This window comes from Paeniglutamicibacter psychrophenolicus (assembly GCF_017876575.1).
Lineage (GTDB): Bacteria > Actinomycetota > Actinomycetes > Actinomycetales > Micrococcaceae > Paeniglutamicibacter > Paeniglutamicibacter psychrophenolicus.
Map to the genome: position 1 here is coordinate 1,452,604 of NZ_JAGIOE010000001.1, position 22,666 is coordinate 1,475,269.

22 protein-coding genes are annotated in these 22,666 nt (G+C 68.7%); 14 read left to right on the forward strand and 8 right to left on the reverse strand.

Annotation, left to right across the window (positions count from 1 at the left end):
• The first annotated feature begins 107 nt into the window (after positions 1-107).
• Both JOF46_RS06415 and JOF46_RS06420 read left to right on the forward strand, forming a co-directional pair.
• Positions 108-1,478, forward strand: coding sequence for an FAD-dependent oxidoreductase (locus JOF46_RS06415; protein ID WP_209906559.1), 1,371 nt, complete (start codon positions 108-110; stop codon positions 1,476-1,478).
• Between the two features lie 64 nt (positions 1,479-1,542).
• On the forward strand, positions 1,543-1,932 hold the full coding sequence (locus JOF46_RS06420; RefSeq protein WP_209906560.1) for a hypothetical protein: 390 nt from the start codon (positions 1,543-1,545) through the stop codon (positions 1,930-1,932).
• Here the strand turns inward: JOF46_RS06420 and JOF46_RS06425 are convergent, their stop codons facing one another.
• From JOF46_RS06425 to JOF46_RS06440, 4 genes are all read right to left on the reverse strand, one after another.
• Entirely contained in the window at positions 1,933-3,048 is a 1,116-nt protein-coding gene (locus JOF46_RS06425) for a PQQ-dependent sugar dehydrogenase (protein ID WP_209906561.1), read from the reverse strand.
• Positions 3,049-3,186: 138 nt separating this feature from the next.
• Positions 3,187-4,098 carry a glycine betaine ABC transporter substrate-binding protein gene (locus JOF46_RS06430; protein ID WP_209906562.1) on the reverse strand — a complete coding sequence of 304 codons (912 nt, stop codon included), beginning with the start codon at positions 4,096-4,098 and terminating at the stop codon, positions 3,187-3,189.
• 57 nt (positions 4,099-4,155) lie between these two features.
• On the reverse strand, positions 4,156-5,001 hold the full coding sequence (locus JOF46_RS06435; RefSeq protein WP_209906563.1) for an ABC transporter permease: 846 nt from the start codon (positions 4,999-5,001) through the stop codon (positions 4,156-4,158).
• Positions 5,001-6,317, reverse strand: a complete 1,317-nt coding sequence (locus JOF46_RS06440; protein ID WP_209906564.1) for a quaternary amine ABC transporter ATP-binding protein — start codon at positions 6,315-6,317, stop codon at positions 5,001-5,003. Before JOF46_RS06440 ends, JOF46_RS06435 begins: the two co-directional genes overlap by 1 nt.
• Positions 6,318-6,846: 529 nt before the next feature.
• On the opposite strand from JOF46_RS06440, the gene JOF46_RS06445 reads away from it, so the two are divergent.
• From JOF46_RS06445 to JOF46_RS06480, 8 genes are all read left to right on the forward strand, one after another.
• Positions 6,847-7,185, forward strand: a complete 339-nt coding sequence (locus JOF46_RS06445; protein WP_209906565.1) for a bifunctional 3-phenylpropionate/cinnamic acid dioxygenase ferredoxin subunit — start codon at positions 6,847-6,849, stop codon at positions 7,183-7,185.
• Between the two features lie 286 nt (positions 7,186-7,471).
• Entirely contained in the window at positions 7,472-8,701 is a 1,230-nt protein-coding gene (bioB, locus tag JOF46_RS06450; RefSeq protein WP_209906566.1) for a biotin synthase BioB, read from the forward strand.
• On the forward strand, positions 8,698-10,077 hold the full coding sequence (bioA, locus tag JOF46_RS06455; RefSeq protein ID WP_209906567.1) for an adenosylmethionine--8-amino-7-oxononanoate transaminase: 1,380 nt from the start codon (positions 8,698-8,700) through the stop codon (positions 10,075-10,077). The genes bioB and bioA overlap by 4 nt, the downstream gene beginning before the upstream one ends.
• Entirely contained in the window at positions 10,061-11,275 is a 1,215-nt protein-coding gene (locus JOF46_RS06460) for an aminotransferase class I/II-fold pyridoxal phosphate-dependent enzyme (protein WP_209906568.1), read from the forward strand. Before bioA ends, JOF46_RS06460 begins: the two co-directional genes overlap by 17 nt.
• Entirely contained in the window at positions 11,272-12,441 is a 1,170-nt protein-coding gene (locus tag JOF46_RS06465) for a cytochrome P450 (protein ID WP_209906569.1), read from the forward strand. Before JOF46_RS06460 ends, JOF46_RS06465 begins: the two co-directional genes overlap by 4 nt.
• Positions 12,438-13,223, forward strand: coding sequence for a dethiobiotin synthase (bioD, locus tag JOF46_RS06470; RefSeq protein ID WP_209906570.1), 786 nt, complete (start codon positions 12,438-12,440; stop codon positions 13,221-13,223). Before JOF46_RS06465 ends, bioD begins: the two co-directional genes overlap by 4 nt.
• A gap of 80 nt (positions 13,224-13,303) precedes the next feature.
• A complete protein-coding gene (locus JOF46_RS06475; protein WP_209906571.1) occupies positions 13,304-14,515 on the forward strand; it encodes an NAD(P)/FAD-dependent oxidoreductase in 1,212 nt (403 codons plus the stop codon).
• Between the two features lie 113 nt (positions 14,516-14,628).
• Complete coding sequence (locus JOF46_RS06480) at positions 14,629-14,994, forward strand: non-heme iron oxygenase ferredoxin subunit (protein WP_209906572.1); 366 nt, start codon at positions 14,629-14,631, stop codon at positions 14,992-14,994.
• Here JOF46_RS06480 and JOF46_RS06485 read toward each other — a convergent pair.
• The 3 genes from JOF46_RS06485 to JOF46_RS06495 all read right to left on the reverse strand — a co-directional run bounded on the left by JOF46_RS06485 (position 14,991) and on the right by JOF46_RS06495 (position 17,554).
• Complete coding sequence (locus tag JOF46_RS06485) at positions 14,991-15,824, reverse strand: hypothetical protein (protein WP_209906573.1); 834 nt, start codon at positions 15,822-15,824, stop codon at positions 14,991-14,993. The genes JOF46_RS06480 and JOF46_RS06485 overlap by 4 nt on opposite strands.
• Positions 15,821-16,327, reverse strand: a complete 507-nt coding sequence (locus tag JOF46_RS06490; RefSeq protein WP_209906574.1) for a zinc ribbon domain-containing protein — start codon at positions 16,325-16,327, stop codon at positions 15,821-15,823. The genes JOF46_RS06485 and JOF46_RS06490 overlap by 4 nt, the downstream gene beginning before the upstream one ends.
• A gap of 351 nt (positions 16,328-16,678) precedes the next feature.
• Positions 16,679-17,554 carry a hypothetical protein gene (locus JOF46_RS06495; RefSeq protein WP_209906575.1) on the reverse strand — a complete coding sequence of 292 codons (876 nt, stop codon included), beginning with the start codon at positions 17,552-17,554 and terminating at the stop codon, positions 16,679-16,681.
• Positions 17,555-18,023: 469 nt separating this feature from the next.
• Here JOF46_RS06495 and JOF46_RS06500 point away from each other — a divergent pair, with 469 nt between their 5' ends.
• From JOF46_RS06500 to JOF46_RS06510, 3 genes are all read left to right on the forward strand, one after another.
• The gene (locus JOF46_RS06500) at positions 18,024-19,310 is read left to right on the forward strand and encodes an MFS transporter (protein WP_209906576.1); all 1,287 of its coding nucleotides are present in this window, start codon (positions 18,024-18,026) and stop codon (positions 19,308-19,310) included.
• Between the two features lie 79 nt (positions 19,311-19,389).
• The gene (locus tag JOF46_RS06505; RefSeq protein WP_209906577.1) at positions 19,390-19,842 is read left to right on the forward strand and encodes a DedA family protein; all 453 of its coding nucleotides are present in this window, start codon (positions 19,390-19,392) and stop codon (positions 19,840-19,842) included.
• A 150-nt stretch (positions 19,843-19,992) separates the two neighbouring features.
• The gene (locus JOF46_RS06510; RefSeq protein ID WP_071214487.1) at positions 19,993-20,487 is read left to right on the forward strand and encodes an Lrp/AsnC family transcriptional regulator; all 495 of its coding nucleotides are present in this window, start codon (positions 19,993-19,995) and stop codon (positions 20,485-20,487) included.
• A gap of 7 nt (positions 20,488-20,494) precedes the next feature.
• Here the strand turns inward: JOF46_RS06510 and JOF46_RS06515 are convergent, their stop codons facing one another.
• On the reverse strand, positions 20,495-21,952 hold the full coding sequence (locus tag JOF46_RS06515; protein ID WP_209906578.1) for a GuaB1 family IMP dehydrogenase-related protein: 1,458 nt from the start codon (positions 21,950-21,952) through the stop codon (positions 20,495-20,497).
• A 239-nt stretch (positions 21,953-22,191) separates the two neighbouring features.
• Between JOF46_RS06515 and JOF46_RS06520 the strand changes: the two genes are divergently transcribed.
• A complete protein-coding gene (locus JOF46_RS06520) occupies positions 22,192-22,485 on the forward strand; it encodes a DUF1540 domain-containing protein (protein WP_209906579.1) in 294 nt (97 codons plus the stop codon).
• Positions 22,486-22,666: the final 181 nt, after the last annotated feature.

Below are 22,666 nucleotides of genomic sequence, written 5' to 3' on the forward strand. Positions count from 1 at the left end.
TCAACGAGTTGCCTTGGGACAACCCAGGGGTTCCTTGACCGCCCGCACCGTGGCGGAGCACACTCGAGGCTAGTCAACACGAGAATTCCGAATCCGAGGACCGCTTGATGGAACACGAACTTGATATGATTGTCATTGGCTGGGGCAAGGGCGGAAAAACCTTGGCCGGGACCATGGCCCGCGCCGGGCAACGCGTGGCCATCGTCGAGGCCTCGGCCCGGATGTATGGCGGCACCTGCATCAACATCGGCTGCGTTCCCACCAAGGCCCTGATCCACGACGCGGAGACCCGCACCGGTAACGGGTTCGACCCCGGATACTTTGACACCGCGGTGCAACGCCGGGACAAGCTCACCGCCGCCATGCGGGCCAAGAACTTCTCCATGCTCGATGACCTCGACTCGGTCATGGCCATCACCGGGCGAGCCACCTTCATCGGCCCGCGCCGCCTCAGGATCCAGGCCGGGGAAAAGACCATGGAACTGGGCGCCAAGCGCATCATCATCAACACCGGAGCCGTGCCACAGGTCCCGGACCTCGGCGGCGTGCGCATCGGCGGGCGCATCCACGACTCCACCACGCTGCAGCATGCGCCCTTGCCCGCATCGCTGGTGGTGGTCGGCGGCGGATATGTCGGCACGGAGTTCGCCTCCATGTTCGCGCACTTCGGATCCAGGGTCACCGTGCTGGACCGCGGACCCCGGGCGCTGAAGAAGGAAGACGAAGACGTGGCCGCCGAGGTCCTCGGTGCGCTTGGAGATGTAGGCGTCGAGGTCCGCACCGGCGCCAGCGTGCAGCGCATCGAACAGGACGCCGGCAGCGCCCGGGTGCACTACATCCAAGACGGCCAGACACGCGAGATCGAAGCCGAGGCAGTGCTCATCGCCCTGGGCCGCACCCCGGCCACCGACGGGCTGGACCTGGCAGCCGCGGGGATCGAGCTCACCTCTTCCGGGGCCATCAAGGTCGACGAGCACCTTCGCACCACCGCCGAGGGCGTGTATGCGCTGGGCGACGTGAACGGCGGGCCACAGTTCACCTACGTTTCCCTGGACGACAACAGGATTGTCGCCGACGCGATCCTGGGGACCGGGACCCGTTCCACCGCGGACCGTGTTGCGGTTCCCTCCACCATCTTCACCACCCCGCCGCTGGCACGCGTCGGGCTCAGCGAGGAGGCGGCCCGGGCCCGGGGCCTGGAGATCAAGGTCGCCGTCAAGAAGGTCGCCGAGATCGCCGCGATGCCGCGGCCCAAGATCGTGGGCGATCCCCGCGGCATCATCAAGTTCGTGGTCGATGCCAACACGGACCTGGTTCTTGGGGCTGCCCTGATGCACGTGGATTCGCAGGAAGTCATCAACCTGGTTGCCCTGGCCATGCGCCAGAAAGTCACCTCTGCCGCGTTGCGCGATTCGATCTTCACGCACCCTTCGTCCACCGAGGCGCTGAATGAGGTTCTCGGGACCTTCAGCAGGTAGGGTCGCCGGGTTGTGCCGGTGAAGGGATACTGTGCCGGGAAGCTCCAGACCATAAGATGGGTACGTGCAAGACCTGCTGACCAGCCTGGGCCCGGCACTCGACCTCATTGGGTGGGTGGCGCTGATTGCCGCGGCCGGATTCTATGGCTTTGCGTTGGCCGAACGCCGCCGGGATGCGGAATGGAAGACCGCCGACTACGAGATCGCGATGCTCGAGGGCCAGGAATGCCTGGTTTTCCACACCTCCGACGGCACCGTCCGCAGCGAGCTGCTGGTGCTGGACAGCCCCCGGGCGCCCGAGGGCCAGGCCCTGGTGTACTACCGGGACGACAATACCGGATCCTGGCAGCTGGAAAAGCCCCGTTCACAGGTGCGCTTCCTGTATTGGACCGCCGCGGCACTGGTTGCCGGCTTTGTCCTGAGCAAGGTCCTTGGCATCATTGCCCACCTGTAACTAGGCGACGGGAAGTTCCAGGGCGATGATCCTCGAATCAGCACCCTCGTTGGTGGCCACCCACAATTCATCGCCCACCAACAGCGCGTCGCGCAGCCGGCCTTCCTGGCCGGAGAGCAGCTCGCGGGCTCCCGGAAGCGTTCCGCCGGCGGTCGGCTCCCCGGCCGGCAGCGGCAACTCCCACAGCCGCTCGCCGCGCAGGCAGGCCACATAGGCAATGTCCCCGGCAATGGCCAGCGCGCTCGGTGAGGCGTCGGCGGTGCTGGGCCACACATGGATCGGGTCGACAAAACGCGCATCGCGGGCCACCCCGGTGACAAACGGCCATCCGTAGTTCTTGCCGGGCTCGATCAGGTTCACTTCGTCGTTCTTTTCCGGGCCCAGCTCGCTGGCCCAGAGCCGGCCGCTCGAATCCCATCCGAGCCCCTGGACATTGCGGTGCCCGTAGGAATACACCGGGGAACCGGCAAAGGGATTGGCTTCCGGGATGCTTCCGTCCGGATTGATGCGCAGGATCTTGCCATTGAGCCGGGACGGGTCCTGGGCCGCCTCCCGGTCGGTGGCATCCCCGGTGCCGATGTAGAGCAGGCCGTCCGGACCCTGCTTGATGCGCCCGCCGTTGTGGATGTTGGCCCGCGGAATGCCGAGCAGGATGTCCTCGACCGGCCCGACCCCCGAACCCTGCAATTGCATGCGCACCACCCGGTTGTCGGTTTCGGTGCCCAGGTAGGCGTAGAGCCATTCAGCCTCGCCGGATGCGGCGATGATCTCGAGCCCCAGCAGCCCCGCTTCGCCGCCGGCGACCACCTGGGGCAGATGCACCAGGGGCATGAGGTTGCCGTCGGGGGAGAGGCTCAGTATCCGGGCGGTGTCGCGCTCGGAGACCAGGATGCGCCCGTCCTTGGCCCGGACCATGGACCAGGGGGTGTCAAGGCCGGTGGCCTTGAGTATTTTCCGGGGACCGATGCCGGTGGGCGCGGGGCCGGGCGTGGCAGTGGCGATGGGGTTCACCGGAGGTGAACATCCGGCCAGGGCCGCCAGGGACAGGGCCCCGCCGAGGGCCAGCACCGTGCGGCGATCCATCCGGAGGCCGGCCGCGGGCCCGTAAGCCGTCATGGCCTCGAGTCTAGTGCGCACCCGCGGCTCCGCGGAAGGACTGGTCGGAGGCAGCAAAAGGCCCGGGCCGTCCACGGACACCGCGGTGTTCAGCGGTGTCTGTCGACGGCCCGGGCCCCTGGAGCAGGTGCTGCGCGGTTACTTCTTCGCGGTCAGCGAGTCCACCCATTCCTGGTTTTCGGAGATCCACTTGTCAACGAGCGGTCCGTAGTCCTGGGTGTCGGTGTCGTTGAACAGCGCGTTTTCCAAGGAGAAGAGCTTCTCGTCGTCCATCTTGAAGTCCTTCATCCACCCGGTCAAGGTCGGGAAGTCCTCCTTGAAGGTGAGGGATCCGTAGGTGCTGATCTTCTCGGCGACACCCAGTGTGCCCTTGGGGTCCTCGAGGTCCTTGATCGGGAACGCGTCATAGGCCCAGTGCGGGCGCCACAGCGTCACCAGGATGTTGTCCCCGGCGGTGGTTGCCTTCTTCAGCTCGGTCAGCATGGCGGTGGTCGAGGAGGTCACGAAGTCCATCTTCTCCAGGCCGTACTCCGGGATGACACGTTCCTTCACGGCCTTGGTCAGGCCCGCCCCCGGGTCGATGCCCACGATGCGGTTGCCGAACATGTCTGCCTTGCCGGCGAGCTCGTCCAGCGAGGTGATGTCAGCGTCCTCGTTCACCGCGATGGTGAGCTTGGCGTTTTCGTTCCAGGTGCCCAGTTCCTGCATCTTGTCGCCGTACTTCTTCAGGTACTCGGCGTGGGTTTCCGGAAGCCAGACGTCCATGGTCATGTCGAAGTCGCCGGTGGTGATGCCGGTGAAGACCGGTGCCGCGTCGGCGGTGGTCAGCGTGACATCGTAGCCTTCCTTCTCAAGGATGCGCTCCCACAGGTTGGACACTGCGATGCCTTCGTCCCAGCCCGCGAAGACACCGATGGTCACTTCCTTCTTGTCTCCGGTGTCACCCCCGGAAGGAGACGCGGCACCTTCAGGGGTGCTGGAACCGCACGCGGTCAGGGCCAGGGCCGAGGCGGCTGCCACGGCCAGGAATGATACGAGTTTTTTCCTCATGGTTCTTGCCTTTCTTGGCGGTACCCATCGATTCCGGTGCCGCAGATTGGTGAATGGTTATGCTGCTACGAGGGTCTTCTTCCTGCTCAAGGAAGCAGTGACGCGGTCAAGGTAGATCGCCAGGATGACGACCGAGAGACCGGATTCCACGCCCAGCGGCGTGTTCAGCCCGGTCAGTGCCTGGTAGACGGCACCGCCCAGGCCGCCGGCGCCGACCATGCCGGCAATGACGACCATGGACAGCGAGAGCATGATGATCTGGTTGATGCCGGCCATGATGGTGGGCATGGCCAGCGGGATCTGGATCTGGCGCAGGATGCGCATCGGCGAGGCACCGAAGGCCTGCCCGGCCTCGACGACTTCGCTGTCCACGGAGCGGATGCCCAGCTCGGTGAAGCGTGCCCCGGGGGCCAGCGCGAACACGATGGTCGCCACGATGCCCGGGACCGGCCCGATGCCCAGCAACAGCAGCACCGGAATCAGGTACACGAACGCCGGCATGGTCTGCAGGAAGTCCATCACGGGTTTCACGGTGCCCGATACCGCCGGGGACTTGGCGGCGGCGATGCCCAGCGGAACGGATATGACCACGGCAACCACGGAAGCGACAAGGACCAGCGCCAGGGAATGCATGGCGTTGGTCCACTGGTTCATGCCGTAGATCAGCAGGAACCCGGCGACACTGCCCACGCCGAGCTTCCAGCCCTTGAGCCAGAAGGCCAGGCCCGAAAGCACGACGATCACCGCCCAGAACGGCGGGGTGGTCAAAACCCAGTCAAGCGCGCTGTAGAACTGCGCAAAGAAGGCCTTGATGCCGTCGAAGAAGGCGCCGAGGTTATCGATCACCCAATCCAGGGCTGTCTCGGCCCATTTGCCAACGGGAATCCGGAACAAGTCGTCCATTAGAGGTTCCCTCCGCTTTCAGTGGTCGGTTCCGTCGCGAAGATTCCTGGTGGTTGGCTGCCGTCGTTGCTTCCGGCGGTCTGCCCCGGGGTGAGGATCTCCATGGAACTGGTCGATGAGGGCACGTTGCCCAGGGCCGCCAGCAGGGTGGCCCGGGCAACAGCGCCGACCAGGCGTCCCTCGTCATCGACGACGGGCAGCGGCGTGCTGCTTTCCACGGCCCGGCCGAAGAGGTCGTTGAGTGCGGTTTCGGCGGAGACTGCTTCGTCTTCGCGCGCCAGGATCCCGGTGAGATCCGATTCCCCGCTGTCAACCAGCGCCATGACCTCGCGGTCGGTGACAATGCCGCGGAACTTCCGGTGCCGGTCGACGACGAAGGCGCCTGAGGTCTGCTGCTGGCGCATGGTCAGCAGTGCGGCACGGGCGCCGCCGCTCACGCTGACCACTGCCCGCGGGTTCTGCATGACGCTGCCGGCGGTGAGCACCCGGGTGCGGTCCACGTCGCGAACGAACGAGGCCACGTATTCGGTGGCCGGGTGGGTCAGGATGTCGTCGGGGGTGCCGATCTGCACGATTTCCCCGTCCTTCATCACCGCAATGCGGTCCCCGAGGAACATCGCTTCGTTCAGGTCGTGGGTGATGAAGATGATGGTCTTGCCCAGGTCAGCCTGCAGGGAGGCAAGCTGCTCCTGCATATCGCGGCGGATCAACGGGTCGAGTGCCGAAAACGCCTCGTCCATGAGCAGGATGTCGGTTTCCGCGCACAACGCGCGGGCCAGCCCGACGCGTTGCTGCATGCCGCCGGAGAGCTGCGAGGGATACTTTTCGCCCCAACCCTCCAGACCCACGGTCTTGAGCATCTTGGTGGCCAGTTCGGTGCGCTTCTTCTTGTCCATGCCCTGGATCTCCAGGGCGTAGGCGGCGTTCTCCAGCACGGTGCGGTGCGGCAGCAACGCGAAGTGCTGGAAGACCATGGAAACGCTCTTCTGCCGCACCTCGCGCAGGCGCTTTCCGGAGATCTTGGAAATGTCGGTGTCGCCGATGTGGACCGAACCGCTGGTCATCGTCCACAGGCCGTTGAGCATCCGGATCAACGTTGATTTTCCGGAGCCGGACAGGCCCATGACGACGAAGATTTCGCCGGGTTTGACCTCGAACGACGCATCGATGACGGCGGCGGTGCCCATCGCGGCGACGTCCTGGCGCGTCTTGCCCTCCTTGAGGGCCTTCACGGCTTCTTGCGGCCTGCGCCCAAACACCTTGAAGGCGTTGGCGACACGTAGGGCCGGAGAAGCCGCTCCTGGTGCTGCATTCATGCGTCGTTCCATCCACGTGCCGCGCGGAAGATCCGGCAACACGATTTGTGCTTTCTGGATCACAGGGCCGTTGCGGGCGGCTGAATGAGCCCCTCGCAACGGATGAGACTTAGAGCACCCACGCTAACAGGAGCATGTCCTAAAAGGCCATGAAAACAGCCGGTTTTGCTGAATATACCGGACGGGGAAAGTGATTCTGGCCCGTAAACACGGGCCCAAAACGGAGTTACGACATCGTGATATTGACGGTAGTAGTAAACCGGCTTATAGTGCGGAATCCACGAAAACGGATTTCGTTGAGCCGGTACAGATTGCCTGGATTCATAAAAGATATCGCAGGTTTATACGGTGATTTCCGAAGCCCAATTCACGTAACGGATAGTTGGTTGAAGGATTGCCGTGGCGGTCACGGAACCATGCGGCAGTTGGGTTACGGGGCCAAGGCGCGGGATGATGGAGGCACACCTTTTCTTTTATCCACTCTCCTCGCGCCAGTGCGAACGAGGTGGGACACCCAGGAGGCATCCTCATGAGCGAGGCAATCAACATCGGTTCCGTCGACAGCATCGACGAGGGCGAGGCCATCGTGATCCCCTCGGAAGAGAACGGCACGAAGGAAGACATCGCCGTGTTCCACGCCGAGGACGGCAACTTCTACGCCATCAACGACGAGTGCACCCACGAAACCGCCTCGTTGGCCGACGGCTGGATCGAAGGCACGGAGGTCGAGTGCCCGGTGCACGCGGCGAAGTTCTGCCTGAAGTCCGGCACGGCACTTTGCCTGCCTGCCACCGTGGCCGCGCGCACCCACAAGATCGAGGTCCAGGACGGGGAGCTGCTGCTCTACCCCGACACCCCGGCCGTCTAGGAGCTGTGGCCCAAGGGGCCCGTCCGGATGGTGGCAGGAGATTGTTCCTGGCGCCACCAGGACGGGCCCCTTTGTCGTTGCCGGGCGCCGGCGGTGCGACGCGGCGTGGTGGCGGCCAATCGCGGTGATAGGCGATGTGACGCCGTCATCGTTGAACGGTGTTCAATGGATGTGTAATGTGATGCGGGAATCATTGAACGGTGTTCAATATGTTGTTCGGGCCGCCAACGCATGGCCCGGCTCCCCTGGCACCGCCCAGAAGCGCCCGACCGGAAGGCCCCCCGCCATGACCACGACCAACACCATCCCCGCGCCCGCCGCAGCTGCCGCCACCGGGATCCTGGATGCCGCCGACCTGGCCGCGCGCATCGACGCCGGACACCTGCTCACCACCGACGAAGCGCTTGCCGTCCTGCAGACCCCGGACGCGGCCACCCTCGGGCTGGTCGCCGCGGCTTCGACCCTGCGCCGCAAGCACTTCGGGAACACCGTGAAGGTCAACTACCTGGTGAACCTCAAGTCCGGGCTCTGCCCCGAGGACTGCACCTACTGCTCCCAGCGCCTGGGCTCGAAGGCCGAGATCCTCAAGTACACCTGGCTCAAGCCCGACGAGGCCGTGCACCAGGCGGGGCTCGGCATCGCCGGCGGCGCCTCGCGCGTCTGCATGGTCGCCTCCGGCAAGGGACCCAGCGACCGCGACGTGGACCGCGTGGCCACCATGATCGGCCAGATCAAGGACGAGCACCCGCAGGTGGAGGTCTGCGCCTGCCTCGGCATCCTCAAGGCCGGGCAGGCCGAACGGCTCGCCGCCTCCGGCGCCGATGCCTACAACCACAACCTGAACACCGCCGAGTCCCTCTACCCGGAGATCTGCTCGACCCACACCTTCGCCGAACGCGTGGACACCGTCGGGCAGGCCAAGGACGCCGGGCTCTCCCCGTGCTCCGGGCTCATCGTGGGCATGGGGGAGACCCCCGAGCAGCTCGTCGAGGCCGTCTTCGCGCTGCGCGAGCTGGAAGCCGACTCGATCCCGGTGAACTTCCTGATGCCCTTCGACGGGACCCCGCTGGCCGGGACCTGGCACCTGACCCCGATGGCGTGCCTGCGCATCCTCGCCCTGGTCCGTCTCGCCGCCCCCGCCAGCGAGCTGCGCATGGCCGGCGGGCGCGAAATGCACCTGCGCACCCTGCAATCCACCGCGCTGGCCGTGGCCAACTCGCTGTTCCTCGGCGACTACCTCACCAGTGAGGGCCAGGATGCGCGCCGCGACCTGGAAATGATCTCGGACGCCGGGTACGTGATCCTGGGCCAGGAGGACACCGACCCGGCCGAGCTCGCCGCGCGCCTGCGCCACCGGGCCGACGAAGCCCCGGCCACCACCGAGGCCCCGGGCTGCGGAAGTGCCTGCGGTTCCGGCTGCGGCGCCGGTGCATCGCTGGGCTGCGGCCCGGTGCACGGCGCCGAACCGGTGCTGCGACGCCGCGGTGCAGGAACCGGCGAATTCCCCAACGCATGAACGCCGCAACCAGCCTGGTGAGCCGGGGACAGGACTTGCTGGCCCGGGACTCCGGGCTGCTCTGGCACCCCTACGCCTCCCTGGATGACGGGGCACGCTACGCCGTCACCGCTGCCCAAGGCGTGCGGCTCACCCTGCAGGACGCCGCCGGCGGGACCCACGAGGTCATCGACGGCATGGGCTCCTGGTGGTCGATGGTGCACGGCTACCGCAACCAGGTGCTTGATGCCGCCGCCCACGCACAGATCGATTCGTTCAGCCACGTGATGTTCGGCGGGCTGACCCACGCCCCGGCCGTGGAACTTGCCGAGCGGCTCGTGGCCATGGCCCCGGGCGACCTGTCCCACGTGTTCCTGGCCGACTCCGGGTCGATCTCCGTGGAGGTCGCGCTCAAGCTGGTGCTGCAGTACCAGCACGCCCGCGGGCACACCGGCCGGCAGCGCTTCGCCGCGCTGCGCGGCGGCTACCACGGGGACACCTTCGCCGCGATGGGCGTCTGCGACCCGGTCGACGGCATGCACGCGGCCTTCGCCCGACCCGGGGCCGAACAGCTCTTCCTGCCCCGGCCCCCGGCCGCCCGGCTCACCGAGGCCGGGTACTGGGAATTCGATGCGGCCGCATTCGCCGCCTGGGAAACCGATGCCCGGGCGCTGGCCGCTGCCCACGCGGCGGAACTGGCAGGGATCATTGCCGAACCGGTGCTGCAGGGCGCCGGGGGCATGTACGTCTACGCCCCGGCGGCGCTGCGAGTGCTGCGATCGATCGCCGACGAGCACGGCCTGCTGCTGGTGCTCGACGAGATCGCCACCGGCTTCGGGCGCACCGGCAAGCTCTTCGCCTCCGAATGGGCCGGGGTTCTCCCGGATGTGATGTGCGTGGGCAAGGCGCTGACCGGCGGCTACATGACCCTGGCCGCGATGCTCTGCACACCAAAGGTCGCAGCCGCGCTGGCCGGTGCTCCCGGGGGCGGCTCGGCGCTGCTGCACGGACCCACCTTCATGGGCAACCCGCTGGCCTGCGCCGTGGCCAACGCCTCGCTGGGACTGCTCACCGGACCCGGCGACCCGCGCGCCGCCGACGCCCCCTGGCGCGGGCAGGTCGCCTCCTTGGAAACCGGGCTGCGCGAAGCCCTGGCCCCGGCCGCCGTGCTGCCCTCCGTGAAGGACGTGCGGGTGCTGGGCGGGGTCGGCGTCATCCAGCTGCACGAGCAGGTGCGCGTGGCCGAGGTGACCGCGGCCGCGGTCCGCCACGGGGCCTGGGTTCGCCCCTTCCGCGATCTTCTCTATGTCATGCCGCCCTACATCAGCAGCAAGGACGAGATCCGGGAACTGGGTGCGGCCCTTGTCGTGGCGGTGGAACATGTCCACGGCGCCTAGCATCGCCCCGGCCGCCGAAATATGCGCGGCGGTTCCGGAGGCGTGGGGGAGATGGCTGGGCGGACGGGCGCGGGTGCGCGCGGCCCGCGGGCTGCACCGGGTGGAGAGCAACCGCGGGCAATTGGTGGACCTGGCCTCCAACGACTACCTGGGCCTGGGTGCGCACCCGGCGGTGCGTGCCGCCGCCGGGGAGGCCGCGTCCCGCCACGGGGCCGGTGCCGCCGCCAGCCGCGTGGCCACCGGCACCCTGGCGGTGCACACCGCGCTCGAGGAGGCGCTGTGCGACTACACCGGCAGGGCAGCGGCCCTGGTCTTTTCCAGCGGGTACACCGCGAACATCGGTCTCCTGCAGGCCTTGGGCGGACCGGGCAGCCACTTAATCCTGGACGCCCACGCCCATGCCTGCCTGATCGACGGCGCCCGCCTCTCCGGGGCCAGGGTGGCCACCGCCGCCCACAACGACCTCGACGCCGCCAGGGCCCTGCTCGAGGCAAACCGCGATTCGCCCGCACCGGCCCCGCGCGTGGCACTGGTGCTCGAATCCGTCTATTCGGTGCTGGGGGACGCCGCCGACCTGGCCGCCGCGGCTGCGCTGTGCACCGAGTTCGGAGCGCTGCTTCTCATCGACGAGGCCCACTCGCTGGCCGCCACGCACACCGGCTCGGCGCTGCGCGCCGCCGGGCTGGCCGGGGCAGGGCACGTCATCGCCACCGCCACGCTCTCCAAGGCCCTGGGTGCCCAGGGCGGGGTGGTGCTGCTGGGCGGGGAAGCGGCGGGGTTGCTGCGCGAGCACCTGGTGAACACCGCCCGCACCTTCCTCTTCGACACCGCGCTGGCCCCGGCCGCGGCCGGGGCCGCACTGGCCGCCCTGGAACTGGCCGACGCGCAGCTGCTGGGACGGCTGGGGCGCAACGCCGCACTGGTGCACGACACCCTGGCCGCGGTGCCGCAGCTGTCCGGGCGCATCGAGCGGGGTGCCGGCGCGGTGCACTCGATCACCATGGCGGACGCCGCCACCGCGGTGCGCACCGCCGCGGCCCTGCGCGCCCGCGGCATCGCCGTGGCCTGCTTCCGGCCACCCTCCGTGCCCGACGGGGTGTCCCGGCTGCGGATCACCGCCCACGCCAACCACCACCGGCGCGAACTGCTCGCCGCGCTGCACACCATAGCCGCCACCATCCTGGAGGAAGAATCATGAGTTGTCCCTTTGCCGGGTCCACGGCCATTGCCCCGACGCCCGCGCCGCTGGCCACGGCCCTGCCAGATGCCTACCCCGAGGTGGTCAACAACCGCTACCGCAGCATCGAGGACCCCGCCCTGGTGCGCCGGATCCTGCAGCGCCCCGAAGACTTCACCCCGGCCAACGCCCTGGACACCGCCATCGACCTGGAACCGGCGGCCCTGCGCATCCTGGCCGCCGAGCGCTTCTTCCTGCCCCCGGTGCTGGCCAGCGCAGGCGGGGCGGCGCACCTGGCGGTCCGCCGCATCGTGGCACGCTTCTTCAGCCCCGCCAGGGTCGCCGCGCAGGCGGAGCCCATCAGGGAACGGGTGCGGGAAATATGTGCGGGGCTCCAGGCACGCTACCGTGCCGGGGAGGCCGTCGACCTGGCCGCGCACCTGGCCGCGGTCATCCCGCCCGAGGTCATGGCCCGGCTCACCGGGATCCCGGTCCCGCCCGCCGCCGACCTCAAGGCCTGGAGCCTTGATTCCCTGGAGCTCTTCTGGGGCTGGCCCGATGCCGCCCGCCAGCTGGAACTTGCCGCCAGCGCCGCCGGATTCCACGCGTGGCTGCGCACCTCGGTCGCGCAGGCCGTGGCCCGCGACGACGGAAACCTCTATGCGGCGCTGCACCAGGGCGGGGTGGACCTGGACCGGATCCGCTCGCTGGGCTACTTCCTGACCATTGCCGGGCAGGAGACCACCGCGATGCTCATCTCCACGACGCTGGCCGCCGCGCTGCACGAGGGCCGCTGGGAATCCTGCGCGCAGGAATCCGCTGCCGCACAGCTGGTGGCCCGGTCGCTGGCACGGGCCTCCTCGGTGCCGACCTGGCGCCGGGTGGTGCGGGCCGACATCGAGCTGGACGGGGTGCGCTTTGCCGCCGGGGAGCAGCTGGTACTCAGGCTCTCCGGGGGAGTGCTGATGGAGGGGGACGATGATTCGCTGGCCTTCGGGTTCGGGATCCACCGCTGCCTGGGCGCCGCGCTGGCCCGGATGGAAACCGAGGTGGTGCTGCACACCGCGGCCCGCGCGCTGCCGGGGCTCGAACCGGCCGGCGGGGAACCGGAATGGATGCACCTGCTCTCCTTCCAGTCCCCGCGCACCGTGTTCAGCTCGCGCCCGGGTGCGGGGGCGGCGGCATGATCATCGCCGTCACCGGAACCGACACCGACGTCGGCAAGACCGTCCTCACCGCGGCCCTGGCCGCCGGCGCCATGGATGCGGGGCATTCGGTGGCCATCTACAAGCCCACCCAAACCGGCGTGGAACCCGGGCAGGAAGGTGACATCCACGCGATCGGGAACTGGCTGGGGAACCCGCCGCAGCTCACCGTGTCCGAGGGCGTGCGGCTGGCCGATCCGATGGCGCCGGTGGATGCCGCACTGCACGCCGGGGGAGCTGCCGCAGCCGCGGCGCTGCCCACCCTGGCCGACCACCTGCGCCGTGCCCGGGCCCTGGCCAAGTGGCACGATGTGCTGCTCATCGAGGGGGCCGGAGGCCTGCTGGTGTCACTGACCCTCGCGGGGGACACCATCGCGGATATTGCCCGCGGGCTGGATGCCCGGTTGGTCGTGGCCACCCGACCGGACCTGGGAACGTTGAACCACACGGCGCTGACCCTGGAAGCCGCCGCGGCGCGCGGCTTTGCCCGCGGTTTCCTGGTGCCGGGAAGCTTCCCGGCCGACCCCGCCGCGCTGCAGCAGCGGAACCGGACGAACTTGCGCGAGCTGGCCGGGCGCCACGGCTGGGCCTGGGTCGACGGGCCGCCGGCCGGAGCCGTCGCCGACCCCGCGCAACGACAACGGATCCTGCACGCGGCGGGCCGGAAGCTGGCCCCGGTGCTCGCCGAGGCACCGTTGCAGGTTGCCCCGGACGCCACGGACGGCCGTCCCGACTTTGTGCCGGAGCCCGCCCACGCGGGATGATGGGAGGGCGGCAGGCGGCCACCGGTGTGTGCCGGCCCGCCGCACACCCCCTGACAATCCCACGGATCGGCAACCCCCCCATGAGCATTGAATCCATCCTGATCGTTGGCGGCGGCCTGGCAGGGTTCACCGTCGCGCAGAACCTGCGGACGCGCGGCTTCACCGGCACCATCGACATCATCGACCCCGCCGGGATCCCGTACGACCGCCCGCCGCTGAGCAAGGCGTACCTGCTGGGGGACAAGGACGCCGCTGGCATCGAACTGGCGCCGGCCTCCTGGTTCGCCGAACACCGGGTCGGCCTGGTCCGTGCCACGGTGCACGCGCTGGCGACCGAACCGCTGGGCGTGGAACTTGGGGACGGCAGGAAGCTGCACGCCGACACCCTGGTGCTGGCCACCGGCGGCTCCGCGCGCCCGCTGCCGGTGGCAGGCGGGGACCTGGACTCGGTGCTGGTGCTGCGCAGCCGCGCCGATGCAGACACGTTGCGCGGCAAGCTCGCCCCGGGCATCCGGCTGGCCATCGTCGGGGCCGGGCTCATCGGCGCCGAGGTCGCCTCCTCGGCGCTCGCGCTGGGCGCCGAGGTCACGCTGATCGACCCCCTCGAGACCCCGCTGGTGCCCGCCGTTGGCCCGGAACTGGCGCACCGCCTGCACGCCATGCACGCCGGGGCCGGGATCACGGTGGTCCACGGGACCCCCGCGGGCATCAAGCGGACCGGGGCGGGCCACCGGATCGAGCTGGCCGACGGCCGGGTCATCGAGTGCGACGAGGTGCTCGTGGGCATCGGCATCATCCCCAACACCGCACTGGCCCGGGCCGCGGGCCTGGCGACCGAGAACGGGGTGCTGGTCGACGAGCACCAGCGCACCAGCCACCCGGGTGTCTTTGCCGTGGGGGACATGGCCCGCACCAGGTCCGCCGACGGGACGCTGCAACGGCGCGGGGAACACTGGGAACACGCCATGAACACCGGGGCCACCGCGGCCGCCGCGATCCTGGGCCAGGAACCGCCGGTGCACGGCGCCTCGTGGTTCTGGTCCGACCGCCACGGCACCCACGTCGAGGGCGTGGGGGACATGAACGCCGAGGGCACCACCATCCTGCGCCTGAAGGAGGGGGAACCGGTGGCCGCCTTCAACGTTGCCGCGGACGGGCGGATGCTCGGGGCCGCGGCGATCGACGGCGGGCTGATGATCCGGGCAGCCCGGCGCATCATCGACCGCGGCATCGTCGTCCCGGCCGAAGCGCTCGCCGACCCCGAGGTCCCGCTGAAGAAACTGGCCCGCTGAACCTTGCGCCTGGGTGGCGCACCTTGCCCGCCCGGGCACGGAAGGGCAAGACTGGGGGCAGTGGCGGCCGGTTCTCCCGGCCTGTCCTCCCGACGGAGAGGTGCGCGAATCGCATGGACACCGAAAACAGCCCCGGTTTGCCGGTCGTCGACCTGGGCGGCGAGGAACTGCTGGAACCGGGCACGGCCCTGCTGGTCCCCGGGGAAACCAGCGGGTACCCCGAAGACATAGCGCTCTTTCGCGCCGACTCCGGGGTGTACTACGCGCTGGACGATGAATGCCCGCACGAGGTCGCGTCCCTGTCCGAGGGCTGGATCGAGGACGACGAGGTCGAATGCCCTTTGCATTCCTCGCGCTTTTGCCTGCGCGACGGCAAGGTGCTGTGCCTGCCGGCCGTCCGCGATGCCCGCACCCACAAGGTCCAGGTCCTTGCCGGGAGGGTGCTGCTGCATCCGGGAACGGCCGCGGGCGGAAACTAGGGCAGCGGCTCGAACCCCCGCACGCGTTCCAGCGCAGCAGCGGTCCCCAGCTCGGCCCGGTCCGCCGGGTTGGCCCAATAGTGCTCCAGGGTGCGCATCAGCTGGTCCGGGTTGGCGGTGAGCTCGTGGACCAGGATCACCAGGGGCTTGGCGCCGACGGCGTCCCCGGCCCGGGGACGCACCACGATCCATGCCGGGCCGCGCTTGCCCAGAGGCCGGTGGCGGGCCGGATCGGTTGGCTCGATGCCCTCGAGGTCGTTCCAGTAGATTTCCCGGGTGCCGCGCGAGGAGTGCAGCACGATGCGGCTGCGGGTGAGGTAGACCCCGGGATCCTGGGATGCGGCGGCAATGCGCGCCATGCGGATCCCGCGGTTCAAGACATAGACGCCGATCCCGAGCAGGAAAATCGTCAGCAAGACGATCAGGACCATCGGGTCGTAGCTGTGGATGATCAACAGCCGTGCGCTTAGCGCCACCGTGGCCACCAGGATCACCACCGCCAGGCCCATCACCGCGGCTGCCCACTGCGGCGAGGTCCGGAACATCGGGAAGCACGTGGCTGCCCGCGGTCCCGTGCTGGTGCCGACCGCCTCGGTCCCGGCCGCCTGGTCCGCGGTGGGGCGGCGATAGGCAGCGACGACGCCCATCAGCACGGCCAGGGCGCTGGCCAGTAGCCCGGTGGAAAGCACCGGCCGCTCGTGCAGCAGCGCGTAGACCCCGGTGCCGGCCAGGAAGGCCAGCAACACAAAGGACGGCAGCAGATGGTGGGCCAGATTCCAGCCGCTGTGGCGCGGGGCCCACAACATTGGCTCGGATCCGCTTTTGCTCATGCCAGTAGCGTATACGGATCCCTGTCACTTCCCGATGCCGGGGCATCGGGGGCTGGGAGCCGTGGTGCACGGGTGCCCGGGGGCTTCTCCGTGTCCCACACCGACGCTGGGGGTGCAGGAAAAATGGTTGTGGCCGTTTTCACCCCCGCCGGTGCCACGGAGTTCCTGACCCGCTTGTGGCGGGGTCTTGTGGGGGTGGGGGCGTTCTTGGCCGGCCGCACGCGCTTCACCCGGGCATGCACGGCCTTTTTGATGCGCTTGCGCCCGGTTTTCCTGTCGCTTGTGAGAGTGTCCTGGCCGGCGATGGCGCGCTTGGCGATGTTCACCGCGGCGACCTGGTCCCGGTTCCCCTCCAGCCCGCAGGCCCGGCACCGGGCACGGTGGTAGCCGCCGGGACGGGTGAGTTCCGCGTCGCAGCCGGGGCAGCGGGCGCTGGTGCCCCGGGCCGGGACCTCGATGACCTCCAGCCCGGCCCGGGTGCCCAGGTGCGTGGTGGCGTCCACGGCCTTGCGGCGTGCGGATTGGGCGACGCGGTTGTTGTTGGTCCGCCCGATGCCGCCGGCGCCCAGGGTGGAGAGGTCCTCGATGGCGATGGTCGTGGCACCGACCCGGTGAGCGTAGCCGGTGGCCCAGCCGGCGAAGTGGAAGGCCAGCTCCCGGTTGACCCTTGCGCGCTTGGCCCCGAGACTGCTGCGCTGCTGCTTCCAGGTGGCGATCTTTGCCTCCAGCCGTGCGCGCAGGGGTGAGGATTCCGCGAGCCCGTCGGCCAGCTGACCGGTGCGCGCGATCTTGCCGCTCAGGATTTCGCCTTCGGCCTGGAGCCGGGCCAGCTTGGTGCCCAGCCCGCGGTCGTCTTACCTGTGCCCCTCGAACGCCGAGGACAATTCCCCGGCGGGGTCGGCGGTGACGCGGGACATGACGCCCAAGGCACTGGGTGACCAGTCGATCCCGACCACCGAGGTGATCGGCGTTCCGTTCCCTCGCATCGGGGCGTCCGGTTCGGTGTAGGCGACGTGGAAGCGGGCGATGCCGGGTTTGGCCGGGTGTGCGGTGATGGTGGGCAGGTGCCACCGGGTGATCGGTCGGCCCCGCAGGTGCCTCGGGATGGGCAGGACGATCTCGGCCGCCACCCAGTGCCCGCGGCCCGCGGGTCTGGCCCGGGTGGGCAGGCGCACGGTAAGCACCGGCGCGGTGCCCGAGGGGGCCGGTTCCAGGGTGGCGAATTGCTTGTCCACCGCGCCGAGGACCAGCCGGTACCCGGGGGCAGGGGCGGCCTGGAGCACCGGCAGGCGCAGGGACCCGATCTCGGCGCCGGGATGGTTTGTGAGGTGCCGGGCCACCTGGCGGCCCAGGTTTTTGGCAACCCCGGCGCGGACCTTCGGGTGGGACGCTGCCAGGCAACCGGTTTCGGTCAGCCGGTGCAGGGCGGTGTCCCGCGCGGCCAAGGTCCGCAGGACGGAGACGACATTCGCCTGGATCATCCGGTCCACCCGGCTGGGCACATACACGCCCTTGCGGTGCACGGGCACCAGGCCGAGGCGGGTGCCGGCCACGTGGGCGCTGGCCGGCAGCCGCCGACCCTCGGCATCGGTCCCGGACGCGAGCCGGTCCAACACCGCGGTGGTGAAGCCCCGTTCCATCAGCCCGGCGGCCGAGGCGTCGGCGAGGGCGAACAGGCGGGCCAGGCCCGGGGGCATCGGGACGTTCACGCCCACCCCGGAGACCGTCACGGGGCATCACTGCTGCCGGGTGACGGTGCACCGGCACCCCGTGTGCTGGATTTTGTGTCCATGGTTCCAGTGTGCTCCGGGCCACCGACATTTCGCGCCCACATGACACACGGGTGTGGACGAAGGCTCCTGCGCCCGAGGCCCGGGAACCAGGCCATCCTGCCGCGGCGCCGGGCGGGCCGGTACCCGGGGTCCACCGTGGAAGACCCTGCCTCCACACGCCGCCGCCAGCAAGTGGCAACAAGGGCAGGGAACCTTGCGAACTTTTGACCAGCCTAATCCGCCGTCACCGGAAAGGAACTGCGGCGCAAGCAATGCAGGCTTCTTCAAGGGGACATCGGGACCCAAACTCGCCTACGATAAACGCACTATGGAATCGATTCGCAAACGCGTCAAAGTGATCACCTGGCTGCTCATCGGGGCCCTGCTCGTGGGAACCGGAGCAGGCATGCTCTCGGGCGTGATCTAGTTGGCGCGCACACCCGACGATCCCACGGCCCTTGCCGGCGGCGGCGAGGCCGGGCTTCCCGAGGCCCTGCGCACGCCGACCAAGGACGTCACCCGCAGCTGGGTGGCCTCGGTCGTGGCGATCAACATCGGCATCAACATCGTCTTCTTCGCCCCCATCAACGTGTTGCTGGGGTTGCAGGCCACGGCCATCGACGCCGGGTCCAAGGAAGCGATCCTGTCGCTGGTCACCGCCTGCGGCGCATCGGTGGCCCTGGTGGCCAACCCGCTCTTCGGGGCGTTGTCGGACCGCACGGTCTCCAAGATGGGCCGCCGCTCGCCGTGGATCCTCGCCGGGGCCATCCTGGGTGCGGCCGCGCTGCTGGTGCTCTCCGGGGCGACCACCGTCGGGCTGATGCTGCTGGGCTGGTGCGGCCTGCAGGCCGCCGCCAACGCCGCCTATTCCACCGTCACCGCCACCATCCCCGACCGCGTGCCCGAACGCCGGCGCGGCGGCATCGGGGGACTGGCGGCCATGGGGCAAACCGTCGGCATCCTGCTCGGGGCCGTGGTGGGCTTCGTGATCTCGGGGAACATCGCCGTTGGCTACATGATCTGCGCCGTCGCCCTGGTGGTTTCTGTCATCCCCTACGTGCTGCGCCCCAACGACCCGCAGCTGCCGCGCGAATTCCGCACCGACTTCAACCTGCTGGACTTCGCCAAGGGCTTTTGGATCAACCCGCTGACGCACCGGGACTTCGGCTGGGCCTGGCTGACCCGGTTCATGATGAACACCGGCAACCAGATGACCATCGTCTACCTGCTCTTCTTCCTCACCGACGTGGTCCACCACCCGGACCCCGCCGGCGGGGTGCTGGTGTTGACCGGCATCTACGCGGTCATGGTCATCATCAGTGCCGTGATCCTGGGACCCATCAGCGACAGGAGCGGGAAGCGGAAGATCTTCGTGATCATCTCCTCGATCGTCGTCGCCTGCTCCGCGCTGATCATTGCCGTGTCGCAGAACTTCACCGGCGCCATCATCGGGGCGGCGGTGCTGGGGCTCGGTTTCGGCGCGTACCTGGCCGTGGACTTTGCGCTGCTGACCCAGGTGCTGCCCTCGGCCAAGTCCCGGGGCAAGGACATGGGCGTGATCAATGTGGCCAACTCGCTGCCCCAGGTCATCGCCCCGGCGCTCGCGTTCGTTTCGGTGAAGATGCTCGGCGGGTACACGGCCCTGTTCATCGTGGCGGCCGTCATCGGCATCTTCGGTGCCCTGCTGGTGCGCAACATCCGCTCGGTTCCGTAGGAAAAACGCACTTACCGTTCGATGTATGGTGGCTCACGAAAGTCAGGTTCCGCGGCCCGGCACAGATAGGCTGGGAACCATGGACTGGTTAAAAGACGCACCCTTCGGCTGGGCGTTTGCCTTTCTGTTCCTGCTTTCCATGGCCCGTGCGAACACCACCTACTGGCTGGGCCGCGGCATCGCCGCCGGGGTGAAGCACACCCGCTTCCAGCATGTGCTCACCGGGCCGATCTACCAGCGGGCCGAACGCTTCATCCAGCGCTGGGGCATCTTTGCCATACCGCTGTCGTTCATGACCGTGGGCATCCAGACCGCGGTCAACGCCAGCGCTGGTGTCGCCCGGATGCCGGTGCAGCGCTACCTCCCGGCGGCCGTTGTCGGCTGCCTGATCTGGGCCACCATCTATTCCACCGTGGGCATGGCAGTGATCTACGCCTGGATGGCCCTGGGTTGGCAGTGGATCGTGGCGGGGGCGCTGGTGCTGGCGATCACGACCCTGGCGTGGATTCGCTACCGCCGGCAAAACTCCTGACGCAGGCTCCCGCAACCGGCCCGGCCACGGGGTCCGGGCATTGAGTGGACGCACTGTCGTGTTCTTCCTGCGGCGCGTTGAGCGCTTTGGCAAATATTCGTCGGTACGATTCAGGAAACCAATGTTTTAGTGCGAAAGCTGGGTACCGGCATGGCCATCACTCAAAGGAATATTCGCCAGTCCAACCCCGTGGAGCTGGACGACATCGACCGCGGGCTGCTGCGCATGCTCACGGAGAACGCACGCCGCACCAACAACTCGCTCGCCGAGGAACTGGGCATCGCCCCCTCCACCTGCCTGGCCCGGCTCAACGCCCTGCGCTCGGCCGGGGTCATCCGCCGCTTCACCCTCGAAATCGACCCCGAGGTGCTGGGGCACGCGCTCGAGGCGTTGATCTTCGTGAAGATCCGCCCCGGCGCCCGCCACCTGATGTCCTCCTTTGCCGAGGAAATGCGCGCCAAGCCCGGGGTCACCCAGCTTTTCTTCCTGGGCGGTGCCGACGACTTCCTGATCCACGTGGCGGTGCGCGACTCCAAGGACGTGCGCCAGTTCGTGCTGGACAACCTCTCGGCGAACCCGGCGGTGGCCACCACCCAGACCTCGCTGGTCTTCGAGCACAGCCAGGGCGCGGTGCCCTGGCTGTAGCCCCGTCCTACCAGGACACCTCGCGCGGGCGTCCCTCCTCGTAGCCGGCGGCGGACTGCACCCCGACGATGACGCGCTCGCGGAACTCGGCGATCGAGGCTGCCCCGGCGTAGCTGAAGGACGAGCGGACCCCGGAAACGATCGAATCGATCAGGTCCTCCACGCCCGGTCGCTGCGTATCCAGGTACATGCGCGAATGCGAGATCCCCTCCTCGAAGAGCGCGGCGCGGGCTCGCTCGAGGGCAGACTGGTGCCGGGTTCGTTGCTGCACCGCGCGCGCCGAGGCCATGCCGAAGCTCTCCTTGTAGAGCCGGCCCTCGCCGTCGGAGGCCAGGTCCCCGGCCGATTCGTAGGTCCCGGCGAACCAGGAGCCGATCATCACGCTGGCGGCTCCGGCGGCCAGCGCCAGGGCCACGTCGCGCGGGTACTTGACCCCGCCGTCGGCCCACACCTCGACCCCGGCCTGGCGCGCGGCGTCGGCGCATTCCAGGACCGCGGAGAATTGCGGGCGCCCCACCCCGGTCATCATCCGGGTGGTGCACATGGCCCCTGGCCCCACCCCGACCTTCAGGATGTCGGCGCCGGCCGCGGCCAGGTCGCGGGTTCCTGCGGCCGTGACCACGTTTCCTGCAGCAATCTGGATCCGGCGTCCGGTGCGCCGGGCAAAGGCGTCGCGGGCGGCGACCGCCAGCGGCAGGGCCTCGATCATCTTTTCCTGGTGCCCGTGGGCGGTGTCCAGCACGATCACATCCACTCCGGCCTCGAGCAGTTCGGCGGTCTTGGAACCGACGTCTCCGTTGATGCCCACGGCCGCACCGACCATGAGCCGGCCGTCCGGGTCGACCGCCGGGGTGTATAGCCCGGAGCGCAGCACGCCCTTGCGCGTCAGCACGCCGGCCAGGTGCTCGCCATCGAGCACCGGGACCATGCCCAGGTGCCGGATGGCCAGGGTGTCGAACACCGAGTCAAGGTCCGCGTCCTTGGCCACCGTGACGATGTCCGGGGTCATGACCTTGTTGATCGGGGTGAAGCGGTCGACCTCGAAGCAGTCCTTTTCCGCGACGATGCCCACCGGGCGGTGCCCGTCGAGCACCACCGCCGCACCGTGGGAGCGCTTGCCCAGCAGGGCCAGCGCGGTGGAGACCGAGTCGTTGACATCCACGGTGATGGGCGTTTCAAAGACGGTGTGTGCGGCCTTGACCTTCGTGACCATGTCGGTGAGGGCGGCCAGGGAGATGTCCTGGGGCAGGATCGTGACCCCGCCGCGGCGGGCGACGGTTTCGGCCATGCGCTTGCCGGCGACGGCCGTCATGTTGGAGACCACCAGCGGAATGGAGGTCCCCACGCGATCGGGGGTGGCAAGGTCCACCCCGGAGCGGGACACCACCGCCGATCGCGAGGGAACCATGAAGGTGTCGCTGTAGGTCAGGTCGTGGGCGGGGCGCACATCGTTGAGAAACTTCACGTCTTCAGGCTACAGCCGGAGCCCCGCGTGCGTGAGGCCCGTCACCCCGGCGCTTGCGGGCCGGGCGGATTGGGTCATGCCCGGTGCACGGAATAGGCGGCCGCAAACCGCGTACCCGTGGGTAGCAACGACCCCGATTAGGGCCCGGAAACTGCACTAATTTCTTGCACCTCTTTGGGGTTATCTTGGTAGGCAGAGCGGTTCGAATTCCGCGTGGCCGCCCGTTCCAGGAGTGCATCATGACCGTCACCGCGTCCGTCACCGAGTGTTCGGTGTCAAATTGCTCGTTCAACGACCACACCCATTGCGGTGCAGCGGGCATCACCATCGGCGGAAACGCCGACCACGCCCAGTGCGCCACGTTCATCGACACCGGCTCGCACGGCGGCCTGCCCAAGATCCTGGCCTCGGTGGGCGCCTGCCAGCGGGTCGAATGCGTCCACAACGACCACCTGATGTGTGGCGCGGAGTCGGTGCGCGTGGGCCCCGGGGCCGACAATGCCGACTGCCTGACCTACGAACACGGGGCCTGAACCGCGACAAATTGAACCCTCCCCGGCCTGGGGGATGCGCCTGCCTTCAGGGATGGCAGGCCCTTGTCATGCCCTGGTTTCGGGGTGCATCAGGCGGTGCCGGCGGAACGGGAGCGAGGAGGAAGGCGAAGTAAATTGTTGAACAACCTATTGCCATGATTGTTCAACAACCTGTAATGTA

Excerpts from the sequence above, each read along its gene's own strand:
- JOF46_RS06415 (WP_209906559.1), top strand. The coding sequence starts at position 108 with ATGGAACACGAACTTGATATGATTGTCATTGGCTGGGGCAAGGGCGGA.
- JOF46_RS06425 (WP_209906561.1), bottom strand. The coding sequence starts at position 3,048 with ATGACGGCTTACGGGCCCGCGGCCGGCCTCCGGATGGATCGCCGCACG.
- JOF46_RS06430 (WP_209906562.1), bottom strand. The coding sequence starts at position 4,098 with ATGAGGAAAAAACTCGTATCATTCCTGGCCGTGGCAGCCGCCTCGGCC.
- JOF46_RS06435 (WP_209906563.1), bottom strand. The coding sequence starts at position 5,001 with ATGGACGACTTGTTCCGGATTCCCGTTGGCAAATGGGCCGAGACAGCC.
- JOF46_RS06440 (WP_209906564.1), bottom strand. The coding sequence starts at position 6,317 with ATGAATGCAGCACCAGGAGCGGCTTCTCCGGCCCTACGTGTCGCCAAC.
- JOF46_RS06445 (WP_209906565.1), top strand. The coding sequence starts at position 6,847 with ATGAGCGAGGCAATCAACATCGGTTCCGTCGACAGCATCGACGAGGGC.
- bioB (WP_209906566.1), top strand. The coding sequence starts at position 7,472 with ATGACCACGACCAACACCATCCCCGCGCCCGCCGCAGCTGCCGCCACC.
- bioA (WP_209906567.1), top strand. The coding sequence starts at position 8,698 with ATGAACGCCGCAACCAGCCTGGTGAGCCGGGGACAGGACTTGCTGGCC.
- JOF46_RS06460 (WP_209906568.1), top strand. The coding sequence starts at position 10,061 with ATGTCCACGGCGCCTAGCATCGCCCCGGCCGCCGAAATATGCGCGGCG.
- JOF46_RS06465 (WP_209906569.1), top strand. The coding sequence starts at position 11,272 with ATGAGTTGTCCCTTTGCCGGGTCCACGGCCATTGCCCCGACGCCCGCG.
- bioD (WP_209906570.1), top strand. The coding sequence starts at position 12,438 with ATGATCATCGCCGTCACCGGAACCGACACCGACGTCGGCAAGACCGTC.
- JOF46_RS06475 (WP_209906571.1), top strand. The coding sequence starts at position 13,304 with ATGAGCATTGAATCCATCCTGATCGTTGGCGGCGGCCTGGCAGGGTTC.
- JOF46_RS06480 (WP_209906572.1), top strand. The coding sequence starts at position 14,629 with ATGGACACCGAAAACAGCCCCGGTTTGCCGGTCGTCGACCTGGGCGGC.
- JOF46_RS06485 (WP_209906573.1), bottom strand. The coding sequence starts at position 15,824 with ATGAGCAAAAGCGGATCCGAGCCAATGTTGTGGGCCCCGCGCCACAGC.
- JOF46_RS06505 (WP_209906577.1), top strand. The coding sequence starts at position 19,390 with ATGGACTGGTTAAAAGACGCACCCTTCGGCTGGGCGTTTGCCTTTCTG.
- JOF46_RS06510 (WP_071214487.1), top strand. The coding sequence starts at position 19,993 with ATGGCCATCACTCAAAGGAATATTCGCCAGTCCAACCCCGTGGAGCTG.
- JOF46_RS06520 (WP_209906579.1), top strand. The coding sequence starts at position 22,192 with ATGACCGTCACCGCGTCCGTCACCGAGTGTTCGGTGTCAAATTGCTCG.